Origin of the sequence: Variovorax brevis, from assembly GCF_030317105.1 — a bacterium.
Taxonomy (GTDB): Bacteria; Pseudomonadota; Gammaproteobacteria; order Burkholderiales; family Burkholderiaceae_C; genus Variovorax; species Variovorax brevis.
The window spans coordinates 419,969-438,511 of the sequence record NZ_JASZYG010000004.1; the positions used below are offsets into that span (position 1 = coordinate 419,969).

15 protein-coding genes are annotated in these 18,543 nt (G+C 64.0%); 10 read left to right on the plus strand and 5 right to left on the minus strand.

Annotated elements, in window-relative coordinates; translation table 11 throughout:
* Positions 1-30: 30 nt before the first annotated feature.
* The 4 genes from QTI66_RS14835 to QTI66_RS14850 all read left to right on the plus strand — a co-directional run bounded on the left by QTI66_RS14835 (position 31) and on the right by QTI66_RS14850 (position 6,305).
* Positions 31-1,023, plus strand: a complete 993-nt coding sequence (locus QTI66_RS14835) for a Bug family tripartite tricarboxylate transporter substrate binding protein (RefSeq protein ID WP_286560541.1) — start codon at positions 31-33, stop codon at positions 1,021-1,023.
* Between the two features lie 528 nt (positions 1,024-1,551).
* Complete coding sequence (locus QTI66_RS14840) at positions 1,552-3,474, plus strand: PrkA family serine protein kinase (RefSeq protein WP_286560542.1); 1,923 nt, start codon at positions 1,552-1,554, stop codon at positions 3,472-3,474.
* A gap of 21 nt (positions 3,475-3,495) precedes the next feature.
* Positions 3,496-4,785, plus strand: coding sequence for a YeaH/YhbH family protein (locus QTI66_RS14845; protein WP_286560543.1), 1,290 nt, complete (start codon positions 3,496-3,498; stop codon positions 4,783-4,785).
* A complete protein-coding gene (locus QTI66_RS14850) occupies positions 4,782-6,305 on the plus strand; it encodes a SpoVR family protein (protein WP_286560544.1) in 1,524 nt (507 codons plus the stop codon). The genes QTI66_RS14845 and QTI66_RS14850 overlap by 4 nt, the downstream gene beginning before the upstream one ends.
* 97 nt (positions 6,306-6,402) lie before the next feature.
* Here the strand turns inward: QTI66_RS14850 and aroQ are convergent, their stop codons facing one another.
* The 3 genes from aroQ to QTI66_RS14865 form a co-directional block, all read right to left on the minus strand.
* The gene (aroQ, locus tag QTI66_RS14855; protein ID WP_286560545.1) at positions 6,403-6,852 is read right to left on the minus strand and encodes a type II 3-dehydroquinate dehydratase; all 450 of its coding nucleotides are present in this window, start codon (positions 6,850-6,852) and stop codon (positions 6,403-6,405) included.
* Between the two features lie 20 nt (positions 6,853-6,872).
* Entirely contained in the window at positions 6,873-7,706 is an 834-nt protein-coding gene (locus QTI66_RS14860) for a shikimate dehydrogenase family protein (RefSeq protein WP_286560546.1), read from the minus strand.
* 143 nt (positions 7,707-7,849) lie between these two features.
* On the minus strand, positions 7,850-8,044 hold the full coding sequence (locus tag QTI66_RS14865; protein ID WP_286560547.1) for a hypothetical protein: 195 nt from the start codon (positions 8,042-8,044) through the stop codon (positions 7,850-7,852).
* Positions 8,045-8,354: 310 nt separating this feature from the next.
* Here QTI66_RS14865 and QTI66_RS14870 point away from each other — a divergent pair, with 310 nt between their 5' ends.
* Positions 8,355-8,768, plus strand: a complete 414-nt coding sequence (locus QTI66_RS14870; RefSeq protein WP_286560548.1) for a hypothetical protein — start codon at positions 8,355-8,357, stop codon at positions 8,766-8,768.
* On the opposite strand, the gene QTI66_RS14875 is transcribed toward QTI66_RS14870, so the two are convergent.
* Complete coding sequence (locus QTI66_RS14875) at positions 8,734-9,090, minus strand: hypothetical protein (protein WP_286560549.1); 357 nt, start codon at positions 9,088-9,090, stop codon at positions 8,734-8,736. The two genes, QTI66_RS14870 and QTI66_RS14875, sit on opposite strands and share 35 nt — an antisense overlap.
* A 193-nt stretch (positions 9,091-9,283) precedes the next feature.
* Between QTI66_RS14875 and QTI66_RS14880 the strand changes: the two genes are divergently transcribed.
* Positions 9,284-10,390, plus strand: coding sequence for an S-(hydroxymethyl)glutathione dehydrogenase/class III alcohol dehydrogenase (locus tag QTI66_RS14880; protein ID WP_286560550.1), 1,107 nt, complete (start codon positions 9,284-9,286; stop codon positions 10,388-10,390).
* Here QTI66_RS14880 and QTI66_RS14885 read toward each other — a convergent pair.
* The gene (locus tag QTI66_RS14885) at positions 10,387-10,698 is read right to left on the minus strand and encodes a hypothetical protein (RefSeq protein WP_286560551.1); all 312 of its coding nucleotides are present in this window, start codon (positions 10,696-10,698) and stop codon (positions 10,387-10,389) included. The two genes, QTI66_RS14880 and QTI66_RS14885, sit on opposite strands and share 4 nt — an antisense overlap.
* Before the next feature lie 302 nt (positions 10,699-11,000).
* On the opposite strand from QTI66_RS14885, the gene QTI66_RS14890 reads away from it, so the two are divergent.
* The 4 genes from QTI66_RS14890 (at position 11,001) to QTI66_RS14905 (ending at position 18,504) form a co-directional block, all read left to right on the plus strand.
* Complete coding sequence (locus QTI66_RS14890; protein ID WP_286560552.1) at positions 11,001-12,347, plus strand: dicarboxylate/amino acid:cation symporter; 1,347 nt, start codon at positions 11,001-11,003, stop codon at positions 12,345-12,347.
* A 209-nt stretch (positions 12,348-12,556) separates the two neighbouring features.
* Positions 12,557-14,305 (plus strand): sensor histidine kinase, encoded by a 1,749-nt coding sequence (locus QTI66_RS14895; protein ID WP_286560554.1) that lies wholly within the window; start codon positions 12,557-12,559, stop codon positions 14,303-14,305.
* Entirely contained in the window at positions 14,302-15,675 is a 1,374-nt protein-coding gene (locus tag QTI66_RS14900; protein ID WP_286560555.1) for a sigma-54-dependent transcriptional regulator, read from the plus strand. The genes QTI66_RS14895 and QTI66_RS14900 overlap by 4 nt, the downstream gene beginning before the upstream one ends.
* 81 nt (positions 15,676-15,756) lie before the next feature.
* Entirely contained in the window at positions 15,757-18,504 is a 2,748-nt protein-coding gene (locus QTI66_RS14905) for an adenylate/guanylate cyclase domain-containing protein (protein ID WP_286560556.1), read from the plus strand.
* Positions 18,505-18,543: the final 39 nt, after the last annotated feature.

Consider the following 18,543-nt stretch of genomic DNA (forward strand, 5'->3'; position numbering starts at 1 on the left):
CACCCCATCCGCAACAAGAGACGAACGCACATGTACCCACAACGACGCCGCGCCCTGCTGCGTGCCACCGCCCTCGCACTGGCCTGCAGCGCCGCCGCCGTGACGATCGCCTTCGCGCAATCGGGCTGGCCGACCCGGCCGATCACGATGATCGTGCCCTTTCCGCCGGGCGGCGTGGCGGACACAGTGGCGCGGCCTGTCGCCGAATCGCTGTCGCGCGAACTCAGGCAGCCGGTCATCGTCGAGAACCGGGCGGGCGCGGGCGGCTCGGTCGGCATCGGTGCGGCGGCCCGCGCGCCTGCCGATGGCTACACGGTGCTGCTGAGTCTGTCGTCGATTTCCATCCTGCCGCAGGCCGATGCCATCCTCGAGCGCAAGCCGGCCTATCAGATGAGCCAGTTCAAGCCGATCGCGCGATTCACCGCCGACCCGACCGTGCTGGTGGTGCGCGCGGACGCGCCGTGGAAAACACTGGAAGAGTTCATTGCGGATGCGCGCACCAAACCGGGGACCTACAACTACGGCAGTTCGGGAAACTACGGCACCATGCATGTGCCCATGGAAATGCTCAAGGGCGCTGCGGGCTTCCGGATGACCCACATTCCCTATACCGGTGCGGGCCCCGCCATCGTCGCGCTGCTCGCGGGGCAGGTGGACGCCATTGCGAGCGGTCCCTCGACGGTGGTGCAGCAGATCCAGGCCGGCAAGCTGCGCGCGCTGGCGCATTGGGGCGACAAGCCACTGGCCTCGCTGCCCGACGTGCCCAGCCTCGAACAGCGTGGCTACAAGGTGAAATTCGCCCAGTGGTCGGGACTCTTCGTGCCCGAGGCCACGCCGCCGGAAGTGGTGTCGCAACTGCGCGCAGCAGCGGCCAAAGCCGCCGTGGACCCCGCCGTCGTGCAGGTGATCGAGAAGGCCGGCAGCCCCATCGCCTACCTCGACGCCGCCGATTTCCAGACCTACTGGGACGCCGACGCAAAAACCATGACGTCAGCAGTGCAAAAGATCGGCAAGGTGGAGTAAGTCACGACTTAAAACAAAAAAGCAGCCTTGCCGGCTGCCGATTTTGTTGCTTGAACGCACCGCACGTTTTTGCAGTGCAGTTCTCAAGTCTAATTCTTCAGCACTCATTGAAGGAAATAGTTTTCTTCATAGATCTATATATTGTTTATAGATTATGAAAATGACTAATCACAACCCGTAGTCATGCTCTGCCGAGGCGCCTTGGCGGGTACCGGTTCCCAGTGGAGCGCGCTGCGGAACCGTCTGGCGTGCGCGCGGCCGGTCATCCCACATTCCGGACCCTGTCATCGCACTCAAATGCTGTCGCGTTTTGTCAGGAACTTTTGCACTGGCGGGCCGTTCTTAATTTAAAAAACAATTCCCTGATTTCGTTTTGTTGTCTATGCTGGCAAGCAGGTTTGGGCTTTATGAGGAATTTTCCAGGGGCATGCAAACGACGCTGAGCACATTTCTTGCGGAAGAAGCGGCAGCGTGCAGCCAGGAAGGTCCGGGCAGCGCCCACCGTTGACTCTCGTTGGAGGTGTGAACATGGATGTCATCAGTAACTTCGCAGCCCGTTACGAACGGACTCGGGAAGAGGTTCTTTCGCTCCAGGAGTACCTGGAAATCTGCAAGCGGGAGCCGACGGCGTACGCCACCGCGGCCGAACGCATGCTCCAGGCCATCGGCGAGCCCGAGTTGGTAGACACGCGAAACGACCCCCGTCTTTCGCGGATCTTCTCCAACAAGGTCATCAAGCTCTACCCGGCGTTCAAGGAGTTCTACGGCATGGAGGACGCCATCGAGCAGGTGGTGTCGTACTTCCGCCATGCCGCGCAGGGGCTGGAAGAAAAGAAGCAGATCCTCTATCTGCTGGGCCCGGTGGGCGGGGGCAAGAGCTCCATCGCCGAGCGGCTCAAGCAGCTCATGGAGCACGTGCCCTTCTATGCGCTGAAGGATTCGCCGGTCAATGAATCGCCGCTGGGCCTGTTCAGCGACGCCGAAGATGGCGAGATCCTCGAGAAGGAATACGGCATTCCGCGCCGTTACCTGCAGCGCATCCTCTCGCCCTGGGCAGTGAAGCGGCTCGAGGAATTCGGCGGCGACATCCGCCAGTTCCAGATCGTCAAGCGCTACCCCTCGGTGCTGCGACAGATCGCCGTCGCCAAGACCGAGCCGGGCGACGAGAACAACCAGGACATCTCCTCGCTGGTCGGCAAGATCGACATCCGCAAGCTCGAGACCTATGCGCAGAGCGACCCGGACGCGTATGCGTATTCGGGCGGACTGTGCCTGGCCAACCAGGGCCTGCTGGAGTTCGTGGAAATGTTCAAGGCGCCCATCAAGGTGCTGCACCCGTTGCTCACGGCCACGCAGGAAGGTAACTACAAGGGCACCGAAGGCTTCGGCGCCATTCCCTTCGACGGCATCGTGCTGGCCCACAGCAACGAGAGCGAATGGAAGGCTTTCCGCAACAACAAGAACAACGAGGCTTTCCTCGACCGCATCTACATCGTGAAGGTGCCCTACTGCCTGCGCGTGTCGGAAGAGGTCAAGATCTACGAGAAGTTGGTGCGTCATTCATCGCTCGTGCACGCTCCTTGTGCACCAGGCACCTTGAAGATGATGTCGCAGTTCTCCGTGCTCACGCGTTTGAAGGAGCCCGAGAACTCGAGCATCTTCAGCAAGATGCTGGTGTACGACGGTGACAACCTCAAGGACACCGACCCCAAGGCCAAGTCGATCCAGGAATACCGCGACTACGCGGGCGTGGACGAAGGCATGGCTGGCGTCTCGACGCGCTTTGCGTTCAAGATCATCTCGAAGGTCTTCAACTTCGACAGCTCTGAAATCGCAGCGAATCCGGTGCACCTGATGTATGTGCTCGAACAGCAGATTGAGCGCGAGCAGTTCCCGCCGGAGACGGAACAGAAATTCCTCTCCTACATCAAGGAACTGATGGCGCCGCGCTATGCGGAGTTCATCGGCAAGGAAATCCAGACCGCGTACCTCGAGAGCTATTCGGAATACGGCCAGAACATCTTCGACCGCTACGTGACCTACGCGGACTACTGGATCCAGGACCAGGAGTACCGCGACCCCGACACCGGCGAAGTCTTCGACCGCGGATCGCTCAACACCGAGCTTGAAAAAATCGAGAAGCCGGCGGGCATCAGCAACCCGAAGGACTTCCGCAACGAGATCGTCAACTTCGTGCTGCGTGCGCGTGCTGGCAATGCGGGCAAGAATCCGTTGTGGACAAGCTACGAAAAGCTTCGCACGGTGATCGAGAAGAAGATGTTCTCCAACACCGAGGAACTGCTGCCCGTCATCAGCTTCAACGCGAAGAGCAGTGCCGACGAGTTGAAGAAGCACGAAGATTTCGTGAACCGGATGGTCAAGAAGGGCTACACATCGAAGCAGGTGCGCCTGCTGTGCGAGTGGTACCTTCGGGTTCGCAAGAGTTCATAGACGTACTGAGGAGAACTGTCCTTGTCCGTGCTGCAGCAGATCATTGATCGCCGGTTGTCGGGAAAGAACAAGTCCATCGGCAACCGCGAGCGATTCTTGCGCCGCTATCGTGAGCAGATCGGCGAGGCGGTCAAGCGCGCCGTCAGCGGTCGCGGCATCCGCGATCTGGAACAAGGCGAGGACGTCACGCTGCCGCGGCACGACGTGTCCGAGCCTGTGTTCGGCCACGGTGAAGGCGGCAATCGCGAATACGTGCATCCGGGCAACAAGGAGTACGTCAAGGGCGACCGCATCGAGCGACCTCAAGGGGGCGGCGGCGGTTCCGGCGGCTCGCAGGCTTCCGACAGTGGCGAGGGGGAAGACGACTTCGTCTTTCGCCTGACCAAGGAAGAGTTCATGCGCGTCTTCTTCGAAGACCTGGCGCTGCCGCACCTCGTTCGCACCCAGCTGGCCGAAGTGCCCGAATGGAAGAGCCACCGCGCCGGCTTTACCAGCGACGGCATGCCGAGCAACCTGCACGTGGTGCGCTCGATGCGCGGCGCGCTGGCACGGCGCATTGCGCTGGGCGGCGAGCCACGCCGCGAGCTTCGCGAACTGGAAATGCACCTGCTCAAGCTGCTGCGCAATCCGCGCGTGGACGATGCGCTGGTGCAGCTCGAGATCAAGGAAACCGAGCTGGCGATTGCGGAGATGCGCAAGACCGCCAAGCGCATTCCTTTCATCGACCCGATCGACCTGCGCTACCGCAACCGCGTGCGCATTCCGGTGCCCTCGGCCAAGGCCGTGATGTTCTGCCTGATGGACGTGTCGGGCTCCATGGACGAGGCGCGCAAGGACATGTCCAAGCGCTTCTTCATGCTGCTATACCTGTTCCTGACGCGGCACTACGAAAAGATCGACCTCGTCTTCATCCGCCATCACACGCAAGCCACCGAGGTGACGGAAGACGAGTTCTTCCACACCACCGAAACCGGCGGCACGGTGGTGTCGAGCGCTCTTAGGCTCATGCATGAAATCGTGCGGGCGCGCTATCCGAGCAACGAGTGGAACATCTACGGCGCACAGGCGAGCGACGGCGACAACTGGCACCAGGACAGCGGCCAGTGCCGCAAGATGCTCGACGAGCAATTGTTGCCACTTGTTCGCTACTACGCCTACGTGCAAGTGGCCGACGCCGAGCAGAACCTCTGGGAGGAATACACCCAGCTCGCCGAAGGCCACAAGAACTTTGCCATGCGCAAGGTCTCGGATGCGCAGGACATCTATCCCGTGTTCCGCGACCTGTTCAAAAAGGAGGGAGTGCCGGCATGACAGAAGATGTTGTGAAGACGAGGACGCGCGAGCCCTTGCCCAGTCCCTCGGACTGGACCTTCGACCTGATCGGGCAGTACCACAGCGAGATCGCACGGGTGGCACGCGGCTACAAGCTCGACACCTACGCCAACCAGCTCGAGATCATCACGGCAGAGCAGATGATGGATGCCTATGCCTCCGTGGGCATGCCGGTCATCTACCGCCACTGGTCGTATGGCAAGCAGTTCATCTCCACCGAGAAGAACTACCGCCGCGGGCACATGGGGCTGGCCTACGAGATCGTCATCAACTCCGATCCGTGCATTGCCTACCTCATGGAAGAGAACACCATGGCCATGCAGGCCTTGGTGATCGCGCATGCGGCCTATGGGCACAACAGCTTCTTCAAGGGCAACTACCTCTTCAAGATGTGGACGGATGCGTCGTCCATCATCGACTACCTGGTCTACGCACGGAACTACATCGCCGAGTGCGAGGAAAAGCATGGCGTGGGCGTCGTCGAGGACGTGCTCGATTCCTGCCACGCGCTGATGAACCACGGCGTCGACCGCTATCGCAGGCCGCAGAAGTTGTCGTTGAGCCAGGAGCAGACGCGCCGCGAAGAACGCGAGCACTACATGCAGCAGCAGGTCAACGACATGTGGCGCACCCTGCCGCGTCGCGCGGGCCAAGACGCCAGCGAGGAAACCGCCAAGCGCTTCCCGCCCGAGCCGCAGGAAAACCTGCTCTATTTCATCGAGAAGAACGCGCCCTTGCTGGAGCCCTGGCAGCGTGAAGTGGTGCGCATCGTGCGCAAAGTGGCGCAGTATTTCTATCCGCAGCGCCAGACGCAGGTCATGAACGAAGGCTGGGCCACCTTCTGGCACTACACACTGCTCAACACGCTGTATGACGAAGGCCTGCTGGCGGACGGCTTCATGATCGAGTGGCTGCAGTCGCACACCAACGTGGTGTACCAGCCGCCCATTGGTCACCGCGCCTACAGCGGCATCAACCCCTATGCGCTTGGTTTCGCGATGTACACCGACTTGCGGCGCATTTGCGAAAAGCCGACCGAGGAAGACAAGCGCTGGTTCCCCGACCTTGCGGGCACCGACTGGCTCACCTCGCTGGACTATGCGATGCGCAACTTCAAGGACGAGAGCTTCATTGGCCAGTTCCTCTCACCGAAACTGATGCGCGATTTCCGCCTGTTTGCCATCAGCGACAAGGAAGACGAATCCGAGCTGGAAGTCTCCGCCATTCACGACGACAGCGGCTATCGCCAACTGCGTGAATCGCTGTCGCGCCAGTACGACCTGAACCATCGCGAGCCAAACATCCAGGTGTGGAGCGTGAACCTGCGCGGCGACCGTTCGCTCACCCTGCGGCATACGCAGCACAACGACCGGCCGCTGCACGACGACGCAAGCGAGGTGCTGAAGCACGTCGCGCGGCTCTGGGGCTTCGACGTGCATCTGGAAAGCGTCGACAGCAAGGGCCACATCACCCGCTACAAGGCCGCCGCCCCGCACTGAAGTTCTTGCTCCTTCCCCCTCCGGGGGAAGGTCGGGATGGGGGCATCGACGTTGCCACAGCGAGCGCCGCGTGCACCTCCCCGCCGGAGGCAGAAAATCACTTCGCCACGCGCGCCAGCGCCTCCATCGCAACCGCATAACCCTGCACCCCCAACCCCACGATCACCCCTCTCGCAGCCGGCGAGATGTACGAGTGATGCCGGAACGACTCACGCGCATGCACGTTCGAGATGTGCAACTCGATCAGCGTGACGCTCGCACCCTTGATCGCGTCGTGCAGGGCAATCGATGTGTGGGTGTAGGCGCCGGGATTCATCACCACGCCCAGCATGTTGCCCGCGGCGATCTCGCGGCCGGCCTCATGGATCCAGTCGATGAGCAGGCCCTCGTGATTGGACTGGCGGCACTCCACATCCACGCCGAGCTTTGCGCCAGTCTCCTTGCACAGTGTCTCGACATCGGCCAGCGTCTCGTGGCCATAGGTCGCCGGTTCGCGTGTGCCAAGCAGGTTGAGGTTGGGGCCGTTGAGGATGAGGATTTTTTTCATGGTCTGTTTGATTGTCGGGTTCAGTATTGAAGCTGGGCGACCGAGCGCAACTCCTCGGCCGTCGTCGTACCGTAGCCGAAGAATTCAAGGTACGCCGGGATCATCTCGAACAGCATGTCGGTGCCTACCTGCACGTCGCAGCCCTTGTCCTTGGCGGCGCGCAGCAGCGGCGTGTATTCGGACTTCATGACGACCTCGCCCACGAAGGTGCCTGGTGCGATGCGGTCCACATCGAAAGGCAGCGGATCGCCCTCCTTCATGCCCAGCGGCGTGGCGTTGACCACGACGTCAAAGCCGGCCGGGTCCTTGGAGCCCGTCTTCACGATGAGCTGCGGATAATGCTCGCGCAAGCGGCCCGCCAGTGCGTCGGCCGACGCGGCGCTCATGTCGAAGAGCGCGAGTTCCGCCACGCCCGCCGCGGCGAGCGACGCTGCAATCGCCGAGCCCACGCCGCCCGTGCCGGACACCAGCACGCGCGTTCCCTTGAGCGCGCGACCCTTGCGTTCAACCCCGCGCACGAAGCCTGCGCCATCGAACTGGTCGCCCAGCAGCGTGCCGTCGGGCCGCTTGAGGATCGCGTTGCAGGCACCCGCGATGAGGGCCGTGGGCGTCACCTCGTCGACCAGGCTCATCGTCGTCACCTTGTGCGGCATGGTGACCAGCGCGCCGCGCAGGTTGGTCATGCGGCCGATGGCCTTGAGCGTGGTCGGGAAGTCCTCGGGCTTGACGCCCATCGGCATCACGACCGCGTCGATGCCGTGCTTGTCGAACCACGGGTTGTAGATCATCGGCGCCTTGAAGGACTCCGTCGGGTAGCCAATGTGGGCGATGAGGGTGGTCTTGCCGCTGATCATGTTTGCGCGCTCTCGGTGGGGTGGGTTGAAAGGATTCGCCACTGTACGAGTCACGCTGCCCTGCCGCCAGCCAGCCTGCGATGCGGCCGAACGCTGAATGAACCCCACTGATCGATGATCGCGCTTTTTAGGGGTTGACCCTTTCAGTTGAACATCGACGGATTGCGCTTTTGTTCGATCAGCCGCTGTTGCGCCAGCACCGGGCCGCACTCGGCGCGAGCCCGAAACTGCGGCTTGCTGCACTGCTCGACCTTGCAGCGCGACGCGGAAATGAAAGTCAGCTTGTCGCACTTCGCCAGCGCGAAGTCTGCTGGCGCCGACGCTTTCGCTGTCGCCACTGACTTGTGCGGCTGGGTGGGTACTGCCGCGACAGGCGAGACGTCCGTCGCTCTTGCCTCGGCCCGCGCTGGGAGCGATGGTGCGGGAGGCGGAGCGGCCAAGGCTGGCGCAGCAAGCGGTGCGGCCGCGGCGACTCCTGCAACGGTGGGCGACGTAACCTGCGCGACCGCAGGCGCAGGCACTGCCGTCGCAACGGACGCCTCTGGCGCCTGTGGTCCTTGAGGCACGTGAGACGCTTGAGTTGCCGGAACCTCCGTCGCTTTTGGCACCGATGCCGCCGCTTCCTCCACATTTCCGCCAGAGGAGTAGATGTACCAACTCCCCGCCCCCGCAATCATCCATCCCGCCGCACCGACGACCAGCGCGATGGCAAAGGCTGCCGCACTCACCCACAAGCCTTTGCGGGAGTCGACAGCCATCGGCAGGGGCGACTCCAGTGATTGCACGGCCGAAGGCCTTGAAGGGACAGGATCCGCCGCCGCAGTCGCCGCCCTGGCGGGCATCGGCGCATTCGCCGCAAACGCCATCAAGGCGGACGGCATGCCATCGCGGCCCGCGGCGACCGGCGCATGCAGCAGCGGTGCCACTTCCGTCGGCGCAAACGTGGTCGGCAGCGCGCCGATGCATTCGATGCAGAACTTGGCGACCGAACGGTTCTCGGTCCCGCAGGACGGACAGACCAGCGCCATCAGGCTGCCGCGCCGCCGTCCGCGGCGACCGTGATGGCGCCGCGTGCCGCTGAAAAGTTGCGTTGCGCGGCGAGCAGCAGGACCGCTTGGTGTGCGGTGCGGCTCGCGTTCTTGGTGTGGCCGATGATCGTCTGCCAATCCGCCGTTTGCCCGTCCGCAGGCAACGCCGCCGGATCGCGCAGCAGCGCCTGCGCGACATCGACCAGCGCCATGGCGGCGGTCAGGCACAGGGTCGTCGCCCCATGCGCGGGCGTTCCGGTCGGCAGGCTGGCGCCCTCGGGCGTGCCCAACCTGGCCATGACCTCTTCCATGCCGATCAAGGCGCGTTCCAGCAGTGCGCGGTCAGAAATAGTCATCAAGCGGGTGAAATTGAGCGCTCACATTTCGATGCTGCCACCGAGCCCATTTGTTGTCCGTGGAGAAAGACACATTTAGAAACAAAAGTTTGGCGATTTTGGCCACGCACCTTTGTAGGCCGATGCCGCATTCAGCTTCGGCGCGTCGTCATATAGTCGCCGCACCTTCGAACCAACTACCTGAGAAGACCCTATGAAAACCCGCGCCGCCGTTGCCTGGAAATCCGCCTCGCCGTTGACCATCGAAACCGTCGATCTGGAGGGTCCGCGCTTGGGCGAAGTGCTGGTCGAGATCAAGGCCACCGGCATCTGCCACACCGACTACTACACGCTCTCGGGCGCGGATCCGGAAGGCATCTTTCCGGCCATCCTCGGGCATGAGGGCGCGGGCATCGTGGTGGACGTCGGCCCGGGCGTGACGACGCTGAAGAAAGGCGACCACGTCATTCCGCTCTACACACCGGAATGCCGCCAGTGCAAGTTCTGCCTCAGTCGCAAGACCAATCTGTGCCAGCTGATCCGCGGCACGCAGGGCAAGGGCCTGATGCCCGATGGCAGCAGCCGCTTCAGCCTGGATGGCAAGCCGATCTTCCACTACATGGGCACGTCGACCTTCAGCAACTACACAGTCGCGCCCGAAATCTCGCTGGCCAAGATCCGCGAAGACGCGCCTTTCGACAAGGTCTGCTACATCGGCTGCGGCGTGACGACCGGCATCGGCGCTGTGATCTTCACCGCCAAGGTGGAAGCCGGCGCCAACGTGGTCGTGTTCGGCCTGGGCGGCATCGGCCTGAACGTGATCCAGGGCGCGAAGATGGTCGGCGCGGACAAGATCATTGGCGTCGACCTGAATCCGGCCCGCGAGGAGATGGCACGCAAATTCGGCATGACGCACTTCATCAACCCCAAGGACACCGAAAACGTGGTCGATGCCATCGTGCAGCTGACCGACGGCGGCGCGGACTACAGCTTCGAGTGCATCGGCAACACGAAGGTGATGCGCCAGGCGCTGGAATGCACGCACAAGGGCTGGGGCCGCAGCATCATCATCGGCGTGGCGGAAGCGGGCGCTGAGATCAGCACGCGGCCCTTCCAGCTGGTGACCGGCCGCAAGTGGGAAGGCTCGGCCTTCGGTGGCGCGCGTGGCCGCACCGACGTGCCGAAGATCGTCGACTGGTACATGGAGAACAAGATCAACATCGACGACCTGATCACCCACACGATGCCGCTGGAAGACATCAACAAGGGCTTCGACCTGATGAAGCGCGGCGAGTCGATCCGCGGCGTGGTGCTGTACTAGTCCCAGCTGGGCAGCTTGTCCAGGGCATCGTTGGGCTGACCAACGATGTCGACACCCACGATGCCGGCGCCACCGCCCGTGGGGATGACGTCACACACGATCTCCCAGCTGTGGCTTTCGGTGCGCCGCAGGATGCACACTTCTTCGCCCAGGGCCAGCAGGTTGGCGCAGTCGGCAATGCTGACGCGCTGCGCCGGCCCCAGCGAAAGACCGTGCGATCCGAATTCCTTGTCTATCACCGTGTGAACGGCGACGCGATCGATCTTGCCGCCCGCGTAGTGAACCGCGGTAATTGCATGCTGAGCCATCTGCGACCTCCATTCGTGAGGCGTCCAGTATGCGAGTCTTTGCCCCGCTTCGTGGCACGTCGCCCGAGTCCAGCGCAGGCCTAAGGGTTTACGCGGGGACGGCGACACGGTGAACCGGACGGCCCCATTTGCCAAAGCCCGGACCGTCGGCAAGACGCCTGCGATGCGGCAGGTGAAATCCCTTTGGAATCAATGACTTGGCGCGCCCGCTACGGCTCGCACGGCATGGCATATCGATTGCTCTCCAGAAAGACGCCCGCGTCGTCCGATGCGCTGTTCGCCATGACAAGGAGACATATCCCGTGGACCACCAACCCGTATCCAAGCCCATCTACAAGTCCCTGTACTTCCAGGTCATCACGGCGATCGTCATCGGCGTGTTGCTGGGGCATTTCTATCCTGACACCGGCGCGGCGATGAAGCCGCTGGGCGACGGCTTCATCAAGCTCATCAAGATGATCATTGCGCCGATCATTTTCTGCACGGTGGTGGTCGGCATCGCCGGCATGGAGGACATGAAGAAGGTCGGCAAGACCGGCGGCCTGGCGCTGCTGTACTTCGAGATCGTGAGCAGCATCGCCCTCATCGTGGGCCTGATCATCATCAACATCGTGCGGCCGGGCGCCGGCATGAACGTGGACGTGAGCCAGCTCGACACCAAGGGCATCGCGGCCTACACCGGGCCGGGCAAGATGCAGAGCACGACGGACTTCCTGCTCAACGTGATCCCCAACACCGTCGTCGATGCCTTCGCCAAGGGCGAGATATTGCAGGTGCTGCTGATCGCCGTGATGTTCGGCTTTGCGTTGCACAAGTTCGGCGGCCGCGGCACGCTGGTGTTCGACGTGATCGAAAAGGGCTCGCACGTGCTCTTCGTCATCGTCGGCTACATCATGAAGGTGGCGCCCATCGGTGCCTTCGGAGCGATGGCTTTCACCATCGGCAAGTACGGCGTGAGCTCGCTGCTGCAACTCGGCCAGCTGATGGCGACCTTCTACGCCACCTGCCTGCTGTTCATCTTCGTCGTGCTCGGGGGCATTGCGAGGGCGCACGGCTTCTCGATCTGGAAGTTCATCAAGTACATCAAGGAAGAACTGCTGATCGTGCTGGGCACCTCGTCGAGCGAATCGGTGCTGCCGCGCATGATGGCCAAGCTGGAGAACCTGGGCGCCCGTAAGTCCGTCGTGGGCTTGGTGGTTCCTACGGGCTATTCCTTCAACCTCGACGGCACGTCCATCTACCTGACGATGGCGGCGGTGTTCATTGCGCAGGCCACCAACACCGACATGACGCTGACCCAGCAGCTCACCCTGCTGCTGGTGCTGCTGCTCACCTCCAAGGGCGCAGCCGGCGTGACCGGCAGCGGCTTCATCGTGCTGGCCGCGACGTTGTCCGCCGTGGGCCATGTGCCGGTGGCGGGGCTCGCGCTGATCCTGGGCATCGACCGCTTCATGTCGGAAGCGCGGGCGCTCACGAACCTGATCGGCAACGGCGTGGCCACCATCGTCGTCGCCAAATGGACCGGCGACCTGGACACGGCGCGCATGACGCAGCAGCTCAATGGCGAGACGTCTGCCGGAGCGGACGAGCCAGAGATGGTGCTCGACGCCACGGAAGCGCACATGCCGGTCGCTGCGGCGACACGCTGATGCAGGCAAGCACGTGGATCGGAGAGGCGCTTCCTGCGCCCGATGACACCAACAGGGCCGCACCGGTCGCTTGATCCGGCTGATGGCGCCACCGGGCTCGCACCGATGCGGCGGGCCCGGCCTTGTGCAATAACGGGCGCATGACATCACGGGAGCCGGCGCCGCACATGGACCTTGCCTCCAGGAGAAGACGCCGATGGCGAGCCTTGTTGCGCTGGTCTGTTGCACTGGTGCTGGTGGCCGCGGCGGCGTTTGCCGGCCACCAGGCCGCGATGCATGCCGGCTTGGCGCGCCTGCAAGAAGCGGCAGAGCATCGCCTGGACATGCTGGCCACCGGGCTCGATGCCGAACTCACCCGCTTCGACTACCTGCCCGCGCTGCTCGAAATGACGCCCGTCGTGCCCGAGTTGCTCAGCGCGCCAGCCGACACGCAGCTTCGGGATGCCGCCAACCGCTATCTGCAGGGCGTCAACGCGACAGTGGGCGCAGAGATGCTCTACGTGCTGGATGCCGGCGGCACATCGCTCGCCGCGTCCGACTGGAACCGCCCTGAGACCACGGTGGGCCAGGACCTGTCGTTCCGGCCCTATGTCATCGATGCGCTGAACCAGGGCCGGGGCCGCTTCTACGGCATCGGCATCACCAGCCGCAAGCCGGGCTATTACCTCTCCTATGCGTTGCGCGGCGACCAGCCCTCGCGTGGCGTAGTGGCAGTCAAGGTCAACCTCGAAGAAGCCGAGCGCGCGTGGCGCAACCTGCCGGGAGACGTGGTGCTGATTGACCAGCGCGGCGTGGTGATTCTTTCAACGCGCTCGGACATCAAGTTCCGCCCGCTGCAGGCGCTGGATGCCGTGCAGCGCGTTGAAGTGCAGCGTTCGCGGCCCTATGGCGAGGCCGGCCTCGAGCCGTTGCAGTGGAAGCAGTCGCAAGCGCTGTCGCGCGACGTCCATCTCATCTCCCTGGCCGGCATCGACCAGCTGGCGTCGATGCGCTCACTGCGCAGCGCACCGTGGCAACTGGTGGTGCTCGATGCCATGGCACCGCTGCGCGTGTCGGCACGCAATGCCGCCATCACCGCCAGTCTGGCGATGGCCGTGCTGCTGTTGGTGGTGTTGACCCTGAGGCAACGCCGCCGCGCCGAGCGGCAAAAGCTCGCGAACCAGGCGGCGCTGCAAGCGGCGCACGACAACCTCGAATCCACCGTGATCGCGCGCACGGCTCAGTTGCGCGCCGCGCAGGGCGAACTGGTGCACGCCGGCAAGATGGCGGCGCTGGGCCAAATGTCCGCTGGCGTGGTGCACGAATTGAACCAGCCGCTGACGGCTATGCGCACGCTGTCCGAGAGCGCCAGCAAGTTGCTCGAACACAATCGCCTGGACGATGTGCAAGGCAACCTCCAGCGCATCCGCAACATGGTGGACCGCCTCGCGCGCCTGACCCAGCAACTCAAGACCTTTGCGCACAAGAGCGAGCTGGCCAGCGTGCCGGTGCAGCTCGCGCGCACCATCGATGACGCGCAGGTCATCGTGGCCGAGGCCACGAAGAAGCACGGCGTCACGATCGAGGTCGAGTTGCAACCGCCCACGCTCTCCGTCATGGGCGAGGAAGCGGCGTTGGTCAGCGTGCTGGCCAACCTGATGAAGAATGCCATCGAGGCCATGCACGAGTCGCCGCTTCGTGTGTTGCGACTTGCGGGCGAGGCGCATGATGGGCGCGTCATCGTCACTGTCAGCGATACCGGGCCGGGAATTCACGCCGACGTGCTGCCCCGCCTGTTCGAGCCCTTCGTGACGAGCAAGACGGCCGGGTCGGGGCTGGGGCTGGGCCTGGTGATCTCGTCACAATTGGTGCGCGCCATGGGCGGCACCTTGCGTCCGGTCGAGCAACAAGTGGGCGGTGCGTGTTTCGTGATCGACTTGCCCGCCGCCACTGCACAGGTACAAGGAGCCATCGAGTGAGTGAAGCTGCTGCCATCCGGGTCCTGCTGGTCGATGACGACGAGGACGTGCGCCTGAGCACCGCGCAGGCGCTGAGCCTTGCCGGGTTCGAAGTCGAATCCTTTGCGAGCGTGGAGCGCGCGCGGGCGCAGATCAGCTTCGGCGTGCCCGCCGTCGTGGTCTGCGATGTTCGACTGCCCGGTGTCAGCGGCACCGAATGGCTGCACGAGTTGCGCGGTGTGGACGCCGAATTGCCCGTGATCCTCGTCACGGGCCATGGCCACATCGCCATGGCGGTGCAGGCCATGCGCGAAGGCGCCTATGACTTCATCGAGAAGCCCTTCAACTCCGAGCGCCTGATAGCCGTCGTGCGCCATGCGATCGAGCGCCGGCAATTGATGCTGCAGGTGCGCGCCCTGCGCACGGCGCTGGAGAGCTGGCAGGGCATCCAGTCCGTGCTCATCGGCCGCTCTGCGCAGATGCAGCAGGTGCGCCGCACGGTCAAGACGCTGGCGGAAACCTCTGCCGACGTGCTGATCTACGGCGAGACCGGCACCGGCAAGGAACTCGTCGCGCGCTGCCTTCATGACTACAGCGACCGCCGCCGGCATCACTTCGTGCCGCTCAATTGCGGCGGCCTGCCCGAGGCGCTGGCGGAAAGCGAGCTGTTCGGCCACGAGCCCGGCGCCTTCACCAGCGCCAACAAGGTGCGGGTCGGAAAGTTCGAATACGCCAATGGCGGCACGCTCTTCCTGGACGAGATCGAAAGCATGCCGATGGCGGTGCAGATCAAGCTGCTGCGTGCCTTGCAGGAGCGCAACATCGAGCGCATCGGCTCGAACAAGCCCATCGCATTCGACTGCCGCGTCGTGGCAGCGAGCAAGGACGACCTGAAGGCGCTGAGCGACCAGCAGAAGTTCAGGGCCGACCTGTACTACCGCATCGGCGTCGCCTTCGTGGAACTGCCGCCGCTGCGTGAACGCCGCGAGGACATTCCGCTGCTTTTCGAACATTTCACGCTGCTGGCGGCCACGCGCTACGAGCGTCCTGCGCCGATCCTCAGCAGCGCGCAGCTCGCCGACCTGATGGCCTACGCCTGGCCCGGCAACGTGCGCGAACTGCGCAACGTGGCCGACCGCTTCGTGCTGGGTTTGCTGGGTGAGCGCCTCACGCAGGTGCGCGGCGGCGTCGAGGCCGCGCCGGACCTCCCGCGCAGCCTGCCGCAGCAGGTCGAATCCTTCGAGCGCGCCGTGATTGCCGAGGCGCTGCGCAAGCATCAGGGCGACCAGCCCGCAACGGCGCAGGCGCTCGGCATTGCGCGCCAGACGCTCTATGACAAGGTGCGCAAGCTGGGCATTGAAGTGGAGGCGTTCAGGTCGCTCAATCCGTAACACCGGCGAGTTCCGCTGGTCGCCGTCCGGATCGACAATGGGGCAGGCTCGAACGAGGATTGCCTTCAGGCAAGCTGGCACATGCAGGACGGCGGCGTCAGGCATCGACTCCTGGTCATCCTGGCTGCGGACGCGGCGGGATATTCGCGCCTGATGGCGGCAGACGACGTTGGCAGCCTGAGGGCACTGGATTCGGCGCGCCAAGTCTTCGCGTCGCACATCCATTCGCACAGCGGCCGGTTGATCGACACCGCGGGTGATTCGGTGCTGGCTGCGTTTGAAAGCGCGATCGATGCAGTGAGCGCGGCGATGGCGGTCCAACGGGACATCACAGGGCAGTCCAAAGCGGTGCCTGAACATTGCCGGATGCTGTTTCGCATCGGCATCCACCTGGGTGACGTGCTCGAAAAGGAAGACGGCACCGTCTACGGCGACGGGGTCAACATTGCCGCACGGCTCCAGGAACTCGCGCAGCCGGGAGGCATCGCGATTTCACAAGCAGTTCAGGGCGCGGTCTCGCCCCGGCTCCGCGCCGCGTTTGAAGACATGGGCGAACAGGTCTTCAAGAACATTGCGACACCGCTTCGCACCTTCCGCGCGCTGCAAGACACGCCCGAAAAAGGGGCCGCATCCGCGGCGCAGGAAGGCACAAGGCCTCTTTCAACGCTGCCCACGCCTCACCCGCCACTCATTGGTCGTGATGACGACCTGGCTGTGCTCGAACATCTTCTGGCGCAACACCGCCTCGTGACCGTGCTCGGCGCAGGCGGTATCGGCAAGACCTCTCTGGCGCTGTGGGCCGCCCATGCGGCGCAGGCGACCCATGGGGATGGGGCCGCGTGGATCGAGCTGGCCCCCATCAGCAATCCCGCCCTGCTGTACGCGACGGTGGCGCGCGCCGTCGGCCTGCCGGTGGGGCGCGGCGACGCCCCGCTTCCCTCGCTGCTGGCGGGCCTGAAGCCGCGGCGAATGCTGCTGGTGCTCGACAACGCGGAACACCTGCTCGACGTCGTGGCGCCATTCGCCGAATCATTGATCCACGCAGCGCCGGAGATTCACCTGCTCGTGACCAGCCAGGCCGCGCTCAAGTGCGAAGGCGAGCACATGTTCCGGCTGGGCGCGCTGGCAGTCCCCGAAGCACGAACGACGAGCAGCGCGGCGGCACGCTATGGTGCGGTGGCCTTGTTCATCGACCAGGCCCAGGCCGCGAACCACCACTTCGCGCTCACCGAAGACAACGTCGACACCGTGATCGACGTATGCCGCCGGCTGGACGGCATCCCGCTCGCCCTCAAGCTCGCCGCTGCGCGAATGCCGCTGTTCGGCCTGGCCGGACTGGCCTCGCAACTGACCGAGCGGCTGCGCGTGCTTGGCGGAGGCAGCCGCAACGCACCGCCACGCCAGCAGACGCTGCGCGCCGCGCTCGACTGGAGCTACGGGCTCCTGAACGCGAGCGAACAGGCCGTGTTCAGGACGCTGGGCGTATTCGTCGGCGGCTTCACGCTGGAATTCGCCTGCGCGCTCACACGGCTGGAAGAAGCCAGCCTGGCGGCTGATGAGACGGCGCTCGTCGATGCTCTTGCCGAGTTGGTGGACCGGTCCTTTGTCGTTGTCGATCGCGGCGATCCTCCGCGATACCAATTGCTTGAAAGCGCTCGGGAATACGCCCTGGACCAATTGCGCACCAGTGGCCAGTTGCAGGAAACGCAGCACCACCATGCAAAGGCAATGCTGCAGATCCTTCAACGCCGCAGCGAGAGTGCCTGGGTCACCAGCGACGCCGCCTGGCTTGCTTTTTGCGCGCCGGAGCTCGACAACATGCGCGCAGCCATCGAATGGAGCATGCGGCACGACCCGCCACTGGCGGTGGCGCTGATGGGCAGCTCGACGCGCTCCTTGCGCACGATGGGGCTGTCGCACGAGCACCGCCGCCGCAGCGCCGAGCTGGCAGCCCATCTGCCGCCTGGCGTCGACCCCGCTGTTCTCGCCGAGTTCTGGTTCGGAAGAACCCAGTCCCTCGCATATTCGGCGTATGGCGTGATGCACGAATGTGCAAGCAAGGCGGTTGAGCTCTTTCGGCAGACCGGCGATGCGCGCGGCCTCTATCTTTCGCTGTGCTATCGCGCATCCACGGGCATCGCACCCCCGGAGGATTGCCGAAAGATGCTCGACGAGATCGCCGCTCTCCATGATCCGCAATGGCCGCCCCGCCTGCGGATGTACCTCGAGTTCGCGCGGAGCAACGTGTTCATGTACGCGAACGATGGCGCCGCCTTCCAGGCCGCAGCCGGGGCGGGGCTCTCACTCGCGAAGCTGGCCGGCGCCGATCGCTTTGCCGCCGTGTTCGAAGGTTTCGTTCTGAGGTCGGACCTCATGCTTGGCAATGTGGAGGCGGCCGTGTCCCGCTGCCGCGATCTTGTGGCACGCGAACGCTTGCGGGGCGGATTGCTCATCGTCTCGCTGGGTTATCTGGCGCTGGCGTTGCTGACGGCGGGAGATGCAAGACAGGCACGCGCGGCGCTGGCGGAGTTCTTCGACTGCTGCCGAAGTGCCGAATGGGAAGCCTTCGACGACTTCTCTGGTCTGGCCGTCCGGCTGGCACTGCTGGAGCAACGCTACGCGAGCGCTGCACGCCTGGTGGGCTTCCTCGACAAATCAACGCACCGGCTCGGTCGGGCCAGCCCTTCCAGCGTTGCGGTGCATGCGCGCGCCCTTGCACTGCTCGCAAGCCGGATGGACGAGGCCACCCTCGAGAGACTGATCGCGCAGGGGCGCCAAATGAGCGAGGAAGATGTCTGCGCGCTGGCCCTGGATGAGCGCGATGCCTGATGCGACCGGGCGGCTCCTTCGCGGCGCTGGCAAGTCGCC